16 protein-coding genes are annotated in these 14,496 nt (G+C 70.5%); 11 read left to right on the top strand and 5 right to left on the bottom strand.

The window, feature by feature from the left end; translation table 11 throughout:
* The first annotated feature begins 24 nt into the window (after nt 1-24).
* A complete protein-coding gene (locus ACFRFH_RS17585; RefSeq protein ID WP_382464288.1) occupies nt 25-414 on the top strand; it encodes a VOC family protein in 390 nt (129 codons plus the stop codon).
* On the opposite strand, the gene ACFRFH_RS17590 is transcribed toward ACFRFH_RS17585, so the two are convergent.
* From ACFRFH_RS17590 to ACFRFH_RS17600, 3 genes are read right to left on the bottom strand one after another with little or no spacing between them, the layout of a single operon-like run.
* On the bottom strand, nt 411-1,220 hold the full coding sequence (locus ACFRFH_RS17590; protein WP_382464289.1) for a DUF72 domain-containing protein: 810 nt from the start codon (nt 1,218-1,220) through the stop codon (nt 411-413). The genes ACFRFH_RS17585 and ACFRFH_RS17590 overlap by 4 nt on opposite strands.
* Nucleotides 1,220-1,582, bottom strand: coding sequence for an RNA-binding S4 domain-containing protein (locus ACFRFH_RS17595; RefSeq protein ID WP_382464290.1), 363 nt, complete (start codon nt 1,580-1,582; stop codon nt 1,220-1,222). Before ACFRFH_RS17595 ends, ACFRFH_RS17590 begins: the two co-directional genes overlap by 1 nt.
* Before the next feature lie 11 nt (nt 1,583-1,593).
* The gene (locus ACFRFH_RS17600) at nt 1,594-2,079 is read right to left on the bottom strand and encodes a hypothetical protein (RefSeq protein ID WP_382464291.1); all 486 of its coding nucleotides are present in this window, start codon (nt 2,077-2,079) and stop codon (nt 1,594-1,596) included.
* A gap of 73 nt (nt 2,080-2,152) precedes the next feature.
* Between ACFRFH_RS17600 and ACFRFH_RS17605 the strand changes: the two genes are divergently transcribed.
* The gene (locus ACFRFH_RS17605) at nt 2,153-2,650 is read left to right on the top strand and encodes a hypothetical protein (RefSeq protein WP_382464292.1); all 498 of its coding nucleotides are present in this window, start codon (nt 2,153-2,155) and stop codon (nt 2,648-2,650) included.
* On the opposite strand, the gene ACFRFH_RS17610 is transcribed toward ACFRFH_RS17605, so the two are convergent.
* Nucleotides 2,634-3,461, bottom strand: coding sequence for a DUF1295 domain-containing protein (locus ACFRFH_RS17610; RefSeq protein WP_382464293.1), 828 nt, complete (start codon nt 3,459-3,461; stop codon nt 2,634-2,636). The genes ACFRFH_RS17605 and ACFRFH_RS17610 overlap by 17 nt on opposite strands.
* Nucleotides 3,462-3,524: 63 nt before the next feature.
* Here ACFRFH_RS17610 and ACFRFH_RS17615 point away from each other — a divergent pair, with 63 nt between their 5' ends.
* From ACFRFH_RS17615 to ACFRFH_RS17630, 4 genes are all read left to right on the top strand, one after another.
* Complete coding sequence (locus ACFRFH_RS17615) at nt 3,525-4,154, top strand: CDP-alcohol phosphatidyltransferase family protein (RefSeq protein WP_382464294.1); 630 nt, start codon at nt 3,525-3,527, stop codon at nt 4,152-4,154.
* Between the two features lie 61 nt (nt 4,155-4,215).
* Complete coding sequence (locus ACFRFH_RS17620; protein ID WP_382464406.1) at nt 4,216-4,665, top strand: FHA domain-containing protein; 450 nt, start codon at nt 4,216-4,218, stop codon at nt 4,663-4,665.
* A 7-nt stretch (nt 4,666-4,672) separates the two neighbouring features.
* Entirely contained in the window at nt 4,673-5,371 is a 699-nt protein-coding gene (locus ACFRFH_RS17625) for a MerR family transcriptional regulator (RefSeq protein WP_382464295.1), read from the top strand.
* A 119-nt stretch (nt 5,372-5,490) separates the two neighbouring features.
* Nucleotides 5,491-6,042, top strand: a complete 552-nt coding sequence (locus ACFRFH_RS17630) for a MerR family transcriptional regulator (protein WP_382464296.1) — start codon at nt 5,491-5,493, stop codon at nt 6,040-6,042.
* A 90-nt stretch (nt 6,043-6,132) separates the two neighbouring features.
* Here the strand turns inward: ACFRFH_RS17630 and ACFRFH_RS17635 are convergent, their stop codons facing one another.
* The gene (locus tag ACFRFH_RS17635; protein WP_382459965.1) at nt 6,133-6,951 is read right to left on the bottom strand and encodes a ParA family protein; all 819 of its coding nucleotides are present in this window, start codon (nt 6,949-6,951) and stop codon (nt 6,133-6,135) included.
* Nucleotides 6,952-7,021: 70 nt separating this feature from the next.
* Here ACFRFH_RS17635 and ACFRFH_RS17640 point away from each other — a divergent pair, with 70 nt between their 5' ends.
* From ACFRFH_RS17640 to ACFRFH_RS17660, 5 genes are all read left to right on the top strand, one after another.
* Complete coding sequence (locus ACFRFH_RS17640; RefSeq protein ID WP_382464297.1) at nt 7,022-10,426, top strand: pyruvate carboxylase; 3,405 nt, start codon at nt 7,022-7,024, stop codon at nt 10,424-10,426.
* A gap of 137 nt (nt 10,427-10,563) precedes the next feature.
* Complete coding sequence (locus ACFRFH_RS17645) at nt 10,564-11,874, top strand: MinD/ParA family protein (RefSeq protein ID WP_382464298.1); 1,311 nt, start codon at nt 10,564-10,566, stop codon at nt 11,872-11,874.
* Nucleotides 11,875-11,920: 46 nt separating this feature from the next.
* A complete protein-coding gene (gene def / locus ACFRFH_RS17650; RefSeq protein WP_382464299.1) occupies nt 11,921-12,412 on the top strand; it encodes a peptide deformylase in 492 nt (163 codons plus the stop codon).
* 18 nt (nt 12,413-12,430) lie between these two features.
* A complete protein-coding gene (locus ACFRFH_RS17655; protein WP_382464300.1) occupies nt 12,431-13,279 on the top strand; it encodes an NAD-dependent epimerase/dehydratase family protein in 849 nt (282 codons plus the stop codon).
* A 260-nt stretch (nt 13,280-13,539) separates the two neighbouring features.
* The coding region (locus ACFRFH_RS17660) for an endonuclease domain-containing protein (protein WP_382464301.1) at nt 13,540-14,496 on the top strand (957 nt) is incomplete at its 3' end.

A 14,496-nucleotide genomic window follows, 5' to 3' on the forward strand; every position in this document is an offset into this window, starting at 1 on the left:
GCCCGCTGGGGCAGAGTGGGCGGCATGGTCAACGCAATCGACATCTTCAGTGGTTTCAGCGTGAACGACATCGACGCCGCCCGCGACTTCTACCGCGACGCCCTCGGCCTGGAGGTGACGGAGGGTCCAGGAGGCAACCTCGACCTCGCCCTCCCGAGCGGCGGCCACGTCTTCGTCTACCCGAAGCCCGACCACACCCCGGCGAGCTTCACCATCCTGAACCTCGCGGTCGACGACATCGACGCCGCCGTCGACGACCTGAACGGGAAGGGCGTCGTCACCAAGATCTACGATGACGCCGACCTCCACACCGACGAGAAGGGCATCGCGCGCGGCCGCGCCGTCAACCGCGGCCCGGACATCGCGTGGTTCCGCGACCCGGCCGGCAACGTGATGTCGGTGCTCGCGGGCTAGCGCAGCCTCTCCAGCAGCCCCATCGCGTCGTACGGCGCCCGCACCTTCAGGTCGTTGTCGAAGTAGGCGTACACGTCCAGCCCGTCTGCGAGCCGCTCGCCCAGTTCGCCGGCCCAGCGGTCGAGGGCCTCGTCGGTGTACCCGCTCGCGTACAGCTCCTCGTCGCCGTGCAGGCGCACGTAGGCGAAGTCCGCCGTCGTCTCGCGCAGCACGGGATAGCGTCCCGCCGTGTCCGCGAGCACGACGGCGACGCCGTGCTCGCGGCAGACGCGCGGGAAGGCGGGGTCGACGAAGCTCGCGTGCCGTGCTTCCACCGCGTGCCGGAGCGGGCGGTCGTCCGCGCCGGAGTAGTCCGTCCGGTCCTGCTCCAGGCTCGTGTCCGCGGCCAGCGCCCGCGCCTCTGCGGTCGTCTTCGGCAGCATCCCCAGGAACGCGTCCAGCGCCTCCGGGTCGAACTGCAGGTTCGGCGGCAGCTGCCAGAGCAGCGGGCCGAGCTTGGGGCCGAGCGTCAGCACCCCGGAGGCGAACAGGTTGGCGACGGCCGCCCGCGCGTTCTTCAGCCGCAGGATGTGCGTGATGTAGCGGCCGCCCTTCACCGAGAAGACGAAGTCGTCCGGCGTGTTCGCCGCCCAGGTGCGGTAGCTGGAGGGCTTCTGCAGCGCGTAGAAGCTGCCGTTGAGCTCGATGGAGTTCAGCCGCTGGGAGGCGTACTCGAGCTCGGCGCGATGCGGCAGGCCCTTCGGGTAGAACACGCCGCGCCACGGCGCGTACGTCCACCCCGAGATCCCGACCCGCGCCACCGCCATCAATGGCCTCGGAGCTGGTCCAGCAGGCGCCGGTCGCGCTTGGTCGGGCGGCCGGACCCGCGCTCGCGGGTGATGTCCGACGGCGTCTCGGCCTTCGGCGGCGGGGGAGGCGTCAGGTCCTCGAAGCACTCCGCGGCGATCGCCGCGCCGACGCGCTTCACGATCAGCCTCCTGGCGATGTAGATCTTCTCCGAGCCGCCGACGAAGGCGCGCACCTCGTCGCCCACCTTCACCTGCTGCGACGGCTTCGCCCGGTCGCCGTTGACCTTCAGGTGACCCGCCTTGCAGGCGTCGGAGGCCGCCGAGCGCGTCTTGTAGAGCCGCACCGCCCACGCCCAGGCGTCGACGCGGACGCTCGTCATGGCCGGGCCCGTCATGGCTGGAGGGCGGGCTCGTCGGCCCGCACGGGCGCGCCCTCCTCCTCGGCGAGCTGCGCCTTCCACTTCACCAGGCTGCGAACCGTGCGGCTGCGATCCTTCGCCAGCGTCTCCATGACGTCAGCCGGCACGTAATAGTTGACCGCGACCCAGCCGCGCACCGTCTCCGACCGGTCGCCCGCCAACTCGCGCAGGATGTCGCACGGCGTCGCCTCGTTCTTCGCGACGCAGCCGCGCACGCCCTCGTCCGGGTCCTTCGCGAGCGTCTCGAACAGGTCGAGAGGAGTGTTGTAGCTGGACGCGACGGCCTCCCGGATCTTCGGGTTCGGGTCGGTCGCAAGCAGCCGCAGCCGCCGCAGCTTGCTCTCCGTGAACTCCGGCGCCGGGTGCAGCGCCGCGGCCTCCTCCGCGGTCAGCATCGCGGGGCGGTGGTCGCGCATGGCCTGGCGCTGGGCGGGGGTGTTGAAGCGGATGCAGGACATGAAACCAACCGTACGCGCTGGATCCATCGAAAGGTGGAAGCATCTCCCAGCCGCGTCACGTTACCGTGAATACATGGATTCACTGCTCCGACGGCTCGACCGGATCGCGGGCGGACGCCACGCCGGTTACACCGTCCCGGAGGAGGGGCGCGACCACCCGCGGACGCGCCGCGCGTTCGTCGTCATCGCGTGGCTGCTCGTCGCCGAGCTCGTCGTCGGCACCACGGCCGTCGTCATCGCCTCGGTGCTCACCCTCGACGGCGCGCCCGTCCCATTCGCGGTCTGGATGCGCTCGGTCGTCGTGCTCGGCATGACCGTCACGCTGTTCTACTTCGCCTGGCGCGCGCAGAAGGGCTACTACTGGGCCTACTCGCGGCTGCGGCTGTTCTCGAAGATCTTCCCCGTCGTCACGCTCGTCATCGCGGCGATCCCCGGGCTCTACCCGTTCTGGATGGTGACCGAGCAGATCGTGTTCAGCCTCATCCTGATCGGCGTCGCCGACTACCTCGACTCCGACCACATGCGGGAGGCCTTCCCGCGGCCGGCGCGCGCCGTCACGACCGCGCCGTGACGGCCTCCCCGCCCCGGCGCGGGAACCACGGCACGATCGGCGACGTGCGGCGCTGATACTCCGCGTATTCGGGATACCGCGACCGCGAGATGCTCTCGGTGAAGACCGTCGAGCCGATGAAGAGCCCGGTGAGCAGCAGCGGCCCGATCACGGTCCACTGCAGCAGCGAGCCTGCGGCGACGCAGCCGAACAGGAAGACCACCCACCACTGGGCCTGCTCGCAGAAGAAGTTGGGGTGCCGGGAGTAGCGGAACAGCCCGGTCTGCAGGAAGCGCGGGCTCGGTTGCCGGCCCGCGGCGACTTCCGCCCTCTTCCAGTTCTGGAAGACCCACTGCTGCTGGTCTGCGACCGTCTCGCCTACGAGCAGCACAAGGAACAGCACGGCGCACGCGAGATCGAAGCCGTTCAGCGCCGTCGAGTGCGGGAACGCGGTCCAGGCCGGCAGCGCGATCAGCAGGAGCAGCACATTCTGGTAGATCACGATGAAGAACAGGTTGAACACCGCGAAGGCGCCACGGCCCATCCGGCCGCGCAGCACCTCCCAGCGGTAGTCCTCGCCGCCCGGCGCGTAGCCGCCTTTGCGTGCGAAGTTGAAGGTCAGCCGGGCGCCCCACAGCGTCACGAGCCCGGCCATCAGGTCGAGCCTGGCGTCCTGGAGGCCGGCCGCGATCGCGAACACCCAGACGTAGACGACCGGCACGACGGACCAGATCCGGTCCACCCAGGAGTGCTCGCCGGTGACCAGCGACAGCACCCAGGTCGCGGCGCACACGCCCGCGAGGACCCAGAGGCACACGAAGAAGGGCTCCACGCCCCACATCCTAGGGTCGTAGACCTCCCTCGACGGGAGGACCACGGTCAGTAGAGTGGAAACGTGGATGCAGTCGGCGCGGTGAGCTCGCGCGTGTGGACGATCCCGAACGTCCTCAGCTTCTTCCGGCTCGCTCTGGTGCCGGTGTTCCTGGTGTTCGTGATCACAGGGGAGGACGCCCTCGCCCTCCTCGTCCTCGTCGTCTCCAGCGTCACCGACTTCCTCGACGGCTGGCTGGCCCGGCGGCTGAACCAGGTGTCCCGGCTCGGGCAGCTCCTCGACCCGGCCGCCGACCGGCTCTACATCTTCGCCGCCCTCGTCGGCCTCGCCTGGCGGGAGGTCATCCCCTGGTGGCTGGTGGCGGTGATCCTCGCCCGCGACGTCATGCTGGCGGTGCTCGGCGTCATCCTCGCCAACCACGGTTTCGGTCCGCTGCCCGTCCACCGCCTGGGCAAGGTCGCCACATTCTGCCTGTTCTGCGCGCTCCCGCTGCTCATGCTGGGGGAGGCGTTCGACCCGCTCGCCGCCTATTCGCTGCCGCTCGGCTGGGCCTTCGCGCTCTGGGGCGCCTTCCTCTACTGGTGGGCCGGCATCGTCTACATTCGGGAGACCGCGCGGGTCATCCGCCTCCCGGCCGATGACAGCGGCCCACATTCCGATAGGCTTGACCACGAGGAGGTTGACGGTGCCTGACGAGAACTACCCTGGATGGGCTTCTGCTGCCGATGACGACGGCCGCGACGCCGAGAACCCCCTGCGCGACGCCGCGACGGGGAACGAGGACACGACCGCGCGCTTCGGCGAGGAGTTCATCTCCAAGATGTTCCCCATGGACGGGGAGATCAGCCCGGAGGAGCAGGAGGCGATCGCGGCGCTGCCGCGTGGCTCGGCCCTGCTCATCGTGCGGCGCGGTCCCAACACCGGCGCTCGGTTCCTCCTCGACGCCGACGTCACGAGCGCGGGTCGGCACCCCAACGCCGACATCTTCCTCGACGACGTGACCGTCTCGCGCCGGCACGCGGAGTTCACCCGCCGCGGCACGGCGTTCGAGGTCCGCGACCTCGGCTCGCTCAACGGCACGTACTACGACGGCGTGCGCATCGAGAGCGCGTTGCTCAGCGACTCGTCCGAGGTCCAGATCGGCAAGTTCCGGCTCACGTTCTACGCCTCACGGCAAGACCTCGCCGCCGCGGCGAAGAACTAACGAACCAGTGGCCCGGCAAGCAGCGAGGGCGCACACGGCCTCGCCCGCACTGCTCTCGATCGGCCAGGTGCTCGCGCGCCTGACCCCCGAGTTCCCGGACCTGTCGTCGTCCAAGCTGCGCTTCCTCGAGGAGCGCGGGCTCATCGCGCCGTCGCGCACGGCGTCAGGCTACCGCAAGTTCTCGCCCGCCGACGTGGAGCGGCTGCACACCGTGCTGGCGATGCAGCGGGACAACTACCTCCCGCTCAAGGTCATCAAGAAGTACCTCGCCGCGGTCGACGCGGGCGAGAACCCGCCGCTGCCGGGAGGTGCGCGCGAGGGCTCCGGGTCGATGCTCCCGGCCGGGCGCCGATTCCAGCGCGACGAGCTGCTCCGCGAGGCGGGCGCCACGCTCGAGCTGCTGCAGGAGGCCGTCAGCGCGTCGCTGATCGTGCCGGCCGAGGTCTACGGCGAGGACACGCTGACCGTCCTCCGTGCGCTCGCCGAGCTGTCCCGCACCGGCATCGGCCCGCGACACCTGCGCGGCTTCCGCGCCGCCGCCGAGCGCGAGATCGGGCTGATCGAGACGGCTCTCGTGCCGCTGGCGCGCCGCAAGGACGTGACCGCGGGACCGCAGAGCGCCGAACTCGCCCGCGAGATCGCGGGTCAGCTCGACGTGGTCAGGGGCAGCATCATCCGCGCGGCCCTGACCCGCCTCCAGCCCTGACCGGCTCGACACGCCGAGGACGTTTTCCGGATGTCGTTGCCCGGCGACCAGGGGATGGGTACCGTGGTTGAAGCGCCTCATCATGAAGCGCACGATCCGTCAACCGAGGGGCAGTCATCATGAGCGAACTGAGTCGTGACAACGACGCCGCCCGGTACGATATGGGGCTGCTGTTCACCGACGGTCTGCCCGAGATGGACGACGCCAACGGCTACCGCGGCGCCGTCGCGGCCCGCGCGGCCGGTATCTCCTACCGCCAGCTCGACTACTGGGCCCGCACCGGCCTCGTGGAGCCCACGGTCCGCGGCGCGGCCGGCTCCGGCTCGCAGCGCCTGTACGGCTTCCGCGACATCCTCGTGCTCAAGCTGGTCAAGCGCCTCCTCGACACCGGCATCTCGCTGCAGCAGATCCGAACGGCCGTCAACCAGCTCCGCGAGTCGGGGGTCAACGACCTGGCCCAGACCACGCTGATGAGCGACGGTGCGAGCGTGTACCTGTGCACGTCCAACGACGAGGTCATCGACCTCGTCAGCCGCGGCCAGGGCGTGTTCGGCATCGCCGTCGGCAAGGTGCTCCGCGAGGTGGAGTCCTCCCTCGTCGAGCTGGACACCCAGGGCGAAGACCTCGACGAGCTCGCCGCCCGCCGGGCCTCGAAGTCCAAGGCCTCCTGAGCTTCACCCCGCCTGAGCCTCAGCGTGCCTGAGTCCGAGCGCGCCTGAAGCTCGACGCGCGCCAGCCGGTTCCCCGGCCGAGCCGCGGTGTCAGTTGCCGGCTACGGCGTACTCGCCGATCTTGGCGGTGCGCAGGACGCGCTCCAGGAGCATGTCGAAGTTGTGCGCCATCTCCTGCGCACTTTCACCCGGCCAGACGTGCAGCGGCTTCGCGGCGCCCTGCGCCTGCTGCAGCGACGTGCGCTCGGGCAGCTGCGGCGCGAGCACCAGCGGGCCGAACATGTCGCGCAGCTCCTTGATGCGGAACTGGTGCTCCAGCGACTGCACGCGGGCGCGGTTGACGATGATGCCGAGCGGCTGGAGGCGCGGGGAGAGGCCGCGGCGGATCTCCTCGATCGCGCGCAGGGCGCGGTCGGCGGCGGCCACCGAGAACAGGCCGGGCTCGGTGACGACCGCCACACGGTCGCTGGCCGCCCAGGCCGTGCGGGTGAGCGCGTTCAGCGACGGGGCGCAGTCGATCAGCACGAGCTCGTAGTCGTGCTCGACGTTGGCCAGCGCCTCCTCGAGCTTCCAGATGTCGCGGATGCTCGGGTGCGGGCCGTCGAAGTTGATGGCGGACGGGCTGCCGATCATCACATCGACCTTGCCGGCGCGGCCCCTGGTCCAGCCGGAGGGCGCGATCGCCGCACGGACGATCTTCTCCTTGGGGGAGGCGAGTACGTCGGCGACATTGAGGTGACCGGCGACCTGGATGTCCATGCCGGTCGAGACGTCGGACTGCGGGTCGAGGTCGACGACCAGCGTACGGAGCCCTTTCGCGAACGCCGCCGAGGCCAGACCAAGTGTCACCGTGGTCTTTCCGACACCGCCCTTGAGGGAACTAACGCTGAGTACGTGCACGACAGCCACGTTACCTTCACTAGTCTTGGACTACCTAACCGTTTGCTGTGTGGTGCCGACCCCTGCTCGAAAGGTCCCCATGTTCCGTAAGATCCTCGTTGCCAATCGCGGTGAAATCGCCATCAGGGCCTTCCGCGCCGCCTATGAACTGGGCGCGGCCACAGTCGCCGTCTTCCCGTACGAAGACCGCAACTCGATGCACCGGCTGAAGGCGGACGAGGCGTACCAGATCGGCGAGCCGGGCCACCCGGTGCGCGCGTACCTGGATGTGCAGGAGATCATCAGGGTCGCGAAGGAGTCCGGCGCTGACGCGATCTATCCCGGTTACGGCTTCCTCTCCGAGAACCCGGAGCTCGCCGAGGCGGCCCGCGCGGCGGGCATCGCGTTCATCGGCCCGCGCGCAGAAGTGCTGGAGATGGCCGGCAACAAGGTGACGGCAAAGGAGCACGCGATCGCCGCCGGCGTCCCTGTGCTGAAGTCCACCCCGCCGTCGCGCGACATCGAGGAACTGCTCGCGGGAGCGGACGCGATCGGGTTCCCGATCTTCGCCAAGGCCGTCGCGGGCGGCGGCGGCCGCGGCATGCGCCGGGTCGCCACCAAGGAGGAGCTGCGCGCGTCGCTCGAGGAGGCCATGCGCGAGGCGGACAGCGCGTTCGGCGACGCGACCATGTTCCTGGAGCAGGCCGTGCTGCGCCCCCGGCACATCGAAGTGCAGATCCTCGCCGACTCCACCGGCGACACCATCCACCTGTTCGAGCGCGACTGCTCGGTGCAGCGCCGCCACCAGAAGGTGGTCGAGATCGCGCCGGCGCCGAACCTGTCCGACGACATCCGGCAGTCGCTCTACCGCGATGCCATCGCCTTCGCGAAGTCGATCGGCTACGAGAACGCCGGGACCGTCGAGTTCCTGCTCGACACCGCGGGTGACCGTGCGGGTGAGCACGTCTTCATCGAGATGAACCCGCGCATCCAGGTGGAGCACACGGTCACCGAGGAGATCACCGACGTCGACCTGGTGCAGTCGCAGATCCGCATCGCGGCGGGGGACACCCTCGCCGACCTCGGCCTCAGCCAGGACACGGTCCAGATGCGCGGCGCGGCCCTGCAGTGCCGCATCACCACGGAGGACCCGACCGCCGGCTTCCGCCCGGACACCGGCAAGATCACGACCTACCGCTCGCCCGGCGGCGCCGGCATCCGCCTCGACGGCGGCACGATCAACCCCGGCGCGCAGATCAGCCCGCACTTCGACTCCATGCTGGCGAAGCTCATCACCCGGGGCCGCGACTTCCCGGCCGCCGTGCTGCGCGCGCGGCGTGCGCTGGCGGAGTTCCGCGTCCGCGGCGTCGCCACCAACATCCCGTTCCTGCAGGCGGTCATGGAGGACCCGGACTTCATCGCCGGCAACGTCTCCACCTCGTTCATCGAGGAGCGTCCGGAGCTGTTCAAGGGCCGCGAGTCCAAGGACCGCGGCACCAAGGTGCTCAACTGGCTGGCCGACGTCACCGTCAACCAGCCGAACGGCCCGCGGCCGGAGGTCGCCGACCCGGTGGAGAAGCTGCCGCGCCTCGACCTGAGCGTTCCTGCGCCGTCCGGCTCGCGTCAGCGGCTGCTCGAGCTCGGCCCGAAGGGCTTCGCCGACGCGCTGCGCGCCCAGACCGCGCTCGCGGTCACCGAGACCACCTTCCGCGACGCGCACCAGTCCCTGCTCGCGACCCGCGTGCGCACCAAGGACCTCCTGGCCGTCGCGCCCTACGTCGCCCGGCTCACCCCCGAGCTGCTCTCGGTGGAGGCCTGGGGCGGCGCGACCTATGACGTCGCCCTCCGCTTCCTCGGCGAGGACCCCTGGGAGCGCCTGGCGTCGCTGCGCGAGGCGCTGCCGAACATCAACATCCAGATGCTGCTGCGCGGCCGCAACACCGTCGGCTACACCCCGTACCCGACCCAGGTGACCGACGCGTTCGTGCGGGAGGCCGCGGCGACCGGCGTCGACATCTTCCGTATCTTCGACGCGCTCAACGACGTGTCGCAGATGCGCCCGGCGATCGAGTCGGTGCTCGCCACCGGCTCGGCCATCGCGGAGGTCGCGGTCTGCTACACCGCCGACCTGCTCGACCCGGCCGAGGACCTCTACACGCTCGACTACTACCTGCGCCTCGCGGAGCAGATCGTGGAGTCCGGCGCGCACATCCTCGCGATCAAGGACATGGCCGGCCTGCTGCGCCCGTCCGCCGCCGAGAAGCTGGTGGCGGCGTTCCGCGAGCGGTTCGACCTCCCGGTGCACGTCCACACGCACGACACCCCCGGCGGCCAGCTCGCGACGCTGCTCGCGGCCTCGCGCGCCGGCGCCGACGCGGTCGACGTGGCGAGCGCGCCGATGGCCGGCACCACCAGCCAGCCGAGCGCCTCCGCCCTCGTCGCGGCCCTGGCCCACACCGAGCGCGACACCGGCATCTCGCTGACCGCGGTCGAGGACCTCGAGCCGTACTGGGAGGCCGTGCGCCAGGTCTACCGCCCGTTCGAGTCGGGCCTGCCCGGCCCCACCGGTCGCGTCTACAAGCACGAGATCCCCGGCGGCCAGCTCTCCAACCTGCGTCAGCAGGCCAAGGCGCTGGGCCTCGCGGAGGACTTCGAGCTGGTCGAGGACATGTACGCCGCGGCGAACCGCATCCTGGGCCGCATCCCCAAGGTCACGCCGTCGTCGAAGGTCGTCGGCGACCTCGCCCTCCACCTGGCGGCCGTGCGGGCGGACCCGGACGACTTCGCCGAGAACCCGCAGAACTACGACATCCCGGACTCGGTGGTCGGCTTCATGGCGGGCGAGCTGGGCGAGCTGCCCGGCGGCTGGCCGGAGCCGTTCCGCACCAAGGTGCTGGCGGGCAAGACCGTCAAGGTCGGCGTCGAGGACCTGCCCGCCTCCGACGCGCAGGCCCTGCTGGGCTCCAGCGCCGAGCGCCGGGCGACCCTCAACCGACTGCTCTTCCCGGCTCCCACGCGCATCTACGAGCAGATGCGCGAGCTGTTCGGCGACCTGTCGGTGGTCGACTCGATCGACTACCTCTACGGCCTCGGCGCCGGCGAGGAGCACGTCATCGAGTTCAGCAAGGGCGTCCGGCTCTACATCGGCCTGGAGGCCATCGGCGAGGCCGACGAGAAGGGCATGCGCACGGTCATGACCACGCTCAACGGCCAGCTCCGGCCGGTGTTCGTGCGCGACCGCAGCATCACGGTCGAGACGAAGGCGGCCGAGAAGGCCGACTCCGCCAAGCCCGGTCACGTCGCCGCGCCGTTCTCCGGCGTCGTGACGCTGCATGTGGTCCCCGGCGACGTCGTCGCCGCAGGCCAGGCGGTCGCGTCGATCGAGGCCATGAAGATGGAGGCGGGGATCACCGCCCCCGTCGCCGGCACGATCGAGCGGCTCGCCATCCCGAAGACCCAGCAGGTGGACGCGGGCGACCTCCTGGTCGTCATCACCCCCGCCTGACCGGCCGGTCCGCAGCGCTCTCCGCCCACGCGGGGAGCGCTGCGGCGTGCAGGGCGGGGATCGTCCGCTGTCGACGCGGACGGCCGCCCGGTAAACTGTCGCAGTCGCCGCCGTCGAGCGGCAGGAGGAGTGCACGCGTGGCAGACAAGCCAGAGGAGCCGGAACACGGCGACCTCGCCCGGGACGTCGAGCCGGCGTTCAGGCCGTCCCCGCTCGAGATCGACACCAAGCTGAGCATCGCCGTCGACCTGCCTCCCGCTCCGCCCCAGGAGGTGCCCGAGGACGAGGCCGCCGTCGCGATCGACGACGTCCCCGTCGACCCCGGCTTCGTCGCCTCGCCGACCGAGCCGACCACGATGTCCGTCGCCATCGTCGCCTCGCGGCTGGCGACCGGCCCGACGCCGACGCAGGACACCGCGCAGGGCGACGGCGTCGCGCCGCTGCCCGGCCAGGACGCCTACGCCCCGTCGCGCCGCGACCGCCTCCGCGGCGAGCACTCGCCGCAGCCCGAGCCGGCCGCGATGCTGACCGCCGACCGCCTGCTGGAGGTCAACCGCAAGACGCGACCGGGCCCGGAAGGGCCGTGGCAGCGCTTCGTCTACAACACGACGTTCCGCACGGTGAACCTGGGCGACTCCGCCAAGGTGCGCGCCCGCAAGGAGCTCGACCACCGCATCCAGAAGGCATTCGAGGGCGGCACGCGCTTCGTGCCGATCCTCACCCGCAAGGGCGGGGTCGGCAAGACCACCGTCACGACACTGCTCGGGATGGCGCTGGCCGACGCGCGCGAGGACCGCATCATCGCGGTCGACGCCAACCCCGACCGCGGCACGCTCTCCGAGCGCGTCCCCAAGCAGACCCGCGCGACCGTGCGCGACGTCGTGCACAAGGCGGCGAGCATCGGCGGCTTCACCGACTTCTCCGCGCTCGTCTCTCGCGACGAGACCCGGCTCGACATCCTCGCCTCCGACACCGACCCGCTGCTGTCCGAGGCGTTCGACGAGAACGACTACAACGTCGTGGCCGATCTGGCCGCGCGGTTCTACTCGATTGTGCTGACCGACTGCGGCACCGGCATCGTCCACTCGGTGATGCGGGCCACGCTGCAGCGCGCGGACGAGATCGTGATCGTCTCCGGCGGCAGCGTGGACGAGGCGCGCCTGGCGTCCGAGACCCTCACCTGGCTGGAGGCGAACGGCTACACGGACCTGGTCCGCAACGCCGTCGTCGCCCTCAACACCGCCACGCACGCGACCAACCTGGTGAAGCTCGAGGAGATCGAGTCGCACTTCCGCTCGCGCGTGCGCGAGATCGTCCGCATCCCGTACGACCCGCAGCTGGCCGCCGGTTCCGTGGTCAACTGGAAGGACCTCAAGCCCCTGACCAAGCTGTCCGCCCGGGCGCTCGCCGCGCTCGTGGTGGAGGGCCTGCCCGCCGAGCGCGCCTGATCCGCTCCCGTCCCACCCCGCGCATCCCGCGCCCGAGGAGATCCCCGTGACCGAACGTCAGATCCGCCTGTTCGGCGACCCCGTCCTGAAGACCCCGTCCGCGCCCGTCGGCGCCATCGACGAGGGCGTCCGCGGCCTGGTCGAGGACCTGATCGACAGCGTCATCGCGCCGGGCCGCGCGGGTGTCGCCGCCCCGCAGATCGGCGTGGGCCTGCGGGCGTTCAGCTACAACGTGGACGGCGAGGTCGGCTACATCCTCAACCCGGAGCTCGTGGAGGTCTCCGGCGAGCCCGAGCTGGTGGACGAGGGCTGCCTCTCCGTGCCCGGCCTCTGGTTCAAGACCGCCCGCTACCCGTTCGCGCGGGTCCGCGGCGTCGACCTCGACGGCAAGGAGATCGAGCTCAGTGGCACCGGTGTGATGGCGCAGGCGCTGCAGCACGAGACCGACCACCTCGACGGGAAGCTCTACCTCGACCGGCTCGACAAGGACACCCGCCGCGAGGCCATGCGCCAGGTCCGGGAGAGCGACTGGTTCTGAGTCCGTAGACTCGACCGCATGGACATCGCAGTCACCGGAGGATCGGGCAAGCTCGGGCGCACAGTCGTCCGCGAACTACGCGCGGCGGGTCACACCGTCGTCAACCTGGACGCGACGGGGGACCGCCGCCCCGGCTTCGTGCGCGTCGACCTGACCGACTACGGCCAGACCATCGACGCGATCCTCGGGGTGGACGACGCGCACGGCGGCTTCGACGCCATCGTGCACCTCGCCGCGATCCCGGCCCCGGCGATCCTGAGCGACGTCGCCACGTTCCACAACAACATCCGCGTCACCTACAACGTCTTCCAGGCCGCGCGCCGGGCCGGCATCAAGAACATCGTCTACGCGTCCAGCGAGACCGTGCTCGGCCTCCCGTTCGACGTGCCGCCGCCCTACATCCCGGTGGACGAGGACTACCCGGCCCGCCCGGAGTCCACCTACTCCCTGGTCAAGCACCTCGAGGAGCAGATGGCGATCGAGCTGGTGCGCTGGGACCCGTCCCTGAAGATCGTGGCGCTGCGCTTCTCGAACGTGATGGACCCGTCCGACTACGCCGCCTTCCCGTCGTACGACGCGGACGCCCGCGGGCGCAAGTGGAACCTCTGGGGCTACATCGACGCCCGCGACGGCGCCCACGCCATCCAGAAGGCCCTGGAGTGGGACACCACCGGCTTCGACCGCTTCATCATCGCCGCCGCCGACACCGTGATGAGCCGCCCCAACGCGGAACTCGTCGCCGAGGTCTTCCCCGGCGTCCCGCTGAAGCGCGACGACCTCGACAACACCGACACCCTCCTCTCGATCGACAAGGCGCGCCGCGTGCTGGGCTACGCCCCCCAGCACTCCTGGCGCGACCACCTCTAACGCCATTCGTGCCGAATGTCGCGAATACCCACACGTTTCGCGACATTCGGCACGAATCCGCGACAGGGGCCGCACCGACATTCGTGCCGAATGTCGCGATTGGCCGCGCGTTTCGCGACATTCGTGCCGAATGTGCGGGGGTGAGGGATGCGCGATTCGTGACGAATCGTGTTGGGCGCGTGCGGGTGGGGATAACTCGGGTTTTCCACGGGTTCGGGGATCGGCGGTAGGGCGCCGCGTACGGCGGCAACGATGGGTGCATGCGAACTCCACAGCCCCTTCCGGCCTCGTTGGTCGGTGTCGCCTTCACGCCGTCGGAGGCGCGTCGCGCCGGACTGAGTGCTTCCCGCCTGCGAGCGCGCGACCTCCACAATCCGTTCCACGGCGTTCACCTGTCGGTTTCGGCGATCACGGTTCGGGAACGGTGCCTCGCCTACCGTCCGCTGTTGGCCGAAGGCGTCTGCTTCAGTCACGAGACCGCCGCGGTGCTGCTCGGAGTCCCGCTTCCGGAGTCGGCTCAGAACGGACCGCTGCAGGTGGCCGTGGAGTTCCCGCGGTCGCCTCCTCGAGCGCGCGGGGTGGTGGGACACAGCCTGGGCGCCGTGAGTGGCTCCGTGGTCGATGGCCTCCCGGTGAGCACTCCGGCGCACTTCTGGTGTCAGCTCTCCGGAGTGCTCACCCGTGAGGACCTCGTGGCCGTGGGGGACCATCTCGTCGGTGCCCGCAAGCGCCCCGCCCTCGCCGCCCTCGACGAGCTCGCCGCCGTGTCCGCGGAGTTGCGCCGCACGAAGGGTGCACGGGCGCGTGCCTGGGCGCTCCCTCGGATTCGCCCGGGCGCGGATTCGCGACCCGAGTCACTGCTGCGCCTCTTCCTGGAGGCTCAGGGTTACGGAGGTCTCCAGGTCAACCGGCCGATCCCGGTGGGGAGGCGTCTCGTGCTTCATCCGGATCTCAGCATCCCGGAGCGCCGGCTCGCGTTCGAGTACGAAGGTGACGGACACCGCGTGGAACGCCGTCAGTGGCACGCCGACATCGAACGACGGGACCTTCTCGAGGCCGAAGGCTGGCGCGTCGTCCGCGTGACAGCGCACGATCTCTTCGGGGATCGCGACGCTTTCGCGGAACGGCTCAAAAGATTCGTGGGGGCGGTGGGGGGGTGGGGGGGCGCGGGCGGCCGGAGGGCCGGCAAAGCGGCGGCGGGGGCGGGGGCGGGGGCC

Origin of the sequence: Leifsonia sp. NPDC056824 (assembly GCF_042789575.1) — a bacterium.
Taxonomy (GTDB): domain Bacteria; phylum Actinomycetota; class Actinomycetes; order Actinomycetales; family Microbacteriaceae; genus Leifsonia.